The 1,385-nt window shown below is 56.2% G+C and carries 1 protein-coding gene; it reads right to left on the bottom strand.

Annotated elements, in window-relative coordinates:
• Positions 1-45 precede the first annotated feature (45 nt).
• A complete protein-coding gene (locus HMPREF2857_RS06120) occupies positions 46-1,224 on the bottom strand; it encodes an IS1249 family transposase (protein WP_070643149.1) in 1,179 nt (392 codons plus the stop codon).
• Positions 1,225-1,385: the final 161 nt, after the last annotated feature.

The raw sequence follows: 1,385 nt of genomic DNA, 5'->3' as shown, positions 1-1,385 counted from the left end.
GGGTTAAGGGTCAAAATGTGTGTCTGGCTCGGCGTGTTGCTGGGGCTAGATTTGGCCTTTTTGGATGCCGATTGAATGGGTGTAGTTGGTGTCGATAGCGTTGTCGTAGAGGGCTGGTCGTCCTGTTTCGTGGTCGGCTTGGTTCTCGTTGTGGGTCAGGGTTTGTACTTTGGCGAGTTGGTCCTGTCCCCAGTTGGATTGCCTGGCGATTTCTACGGGGTCGTCGGGCAGTTCAGTTTTTAGGTAGAGCCACCACTCGAGCATTCGGCGTTGGTGTTCTCCTCGTCGTCCGCGGTGTGTTCGTGCTAGTAGTTTCAGCTGGGAGTTGATTCCGCCTTCAAGGCTGTTGGTGGTGGCTTTGATCTGGTCAGTATCAAGGACTTCTTCGGGCGGGTTGAGGTAGACAAATAGCAGGTTGCTGCGCCAGAGGTGGTTGAGGCTGTTGTAGGCCTTGCGCACGTTGGCATGGGTCCAAGTTCGTGTCCAACGGCCTGTTTGGGGGTCTTTGACGAGGGTCTTCTCGTTTAACCAGGTGCGGTAGACCGTGGCGAATTCATGCAGTTGTGCGCCCCATTGGCTGGCTTGCTCGATAGTGCTAATGCGGGTGAGCTTGAGTGCTAGCCGGTAGATAGTGCGCCCAGCATCCGTGCGTGGTCTTGAGGTGGTGTAGCGGCGTACCACGCGTTGAGCATGCACCAGGCAGCGTTGGACGAGTGTGGTAGGCCAGCACTGTTTGATGGCACTGGCAGCTCCTTGCCCGCCGTCGATGACGGCGATTAAAGGTGCTGGGATGCGCTCTAATAGCTGTTTATAGGCGCGGGTGGTTTCGCGTTTACACCAGTGCCAGGCGATGACGTGGTCTAGGGTGGCGGCCACGATTAAGCATCCGCTGGCCGTGTAGGTGCCGTCAAGGAAGACTTGGTCATAAATTCGCCCGGTATGACCGATAGTGGGGTCGGGAACGTCAACCAGCCAGCACCAGCTAAATCGGCGTTTCATTGTGGAGACGCTGACCCCATTTCGGTCGGCCAATGCTTCCAGTGAGGTTGTGGTGGTGCAGTGCTCAATGAACTGGGTAAAAGTAGCAGCTTTGGCGACATCTGGCCGGCGTTTGTTGACCGAGGCTCCGCAGGCTTTACATCGCCATCGGGTCGTGCCTTTGCTGGTCGTTCCATTGCGTTTGGTATCGCCGCCGCAGTGGCAGCGTGGTCGATTCTTTGGCATTGGGTCACCACACCACCGCCGACTACCACAGGCAGACAGCCACACCGTGGATTTAGCGTCCCAAAGCCAGATATATGCTCCCAAAGCGTATATTCTGCGAGAACCTACAGGTCAGACCTTAGAAATCCCCGATTTCAGACACACTTTCTGACCCTTAACCC

This window comes from Corynebacterium sp. HMSC076C10, from assembly GCF_001812455.1.
GTDB lineage: Bacteria > Actinomycetota > Actinomycetes > Mycobacteriales > Mycobacteriaceae > Corynebacterium > Corynebacterium jeikeium_D.
The sequence above is the reverse complement of the archived record's forward strand: the minus strand, read 5'-3'. Positions and strand labels throughout refer to the sequence as shown.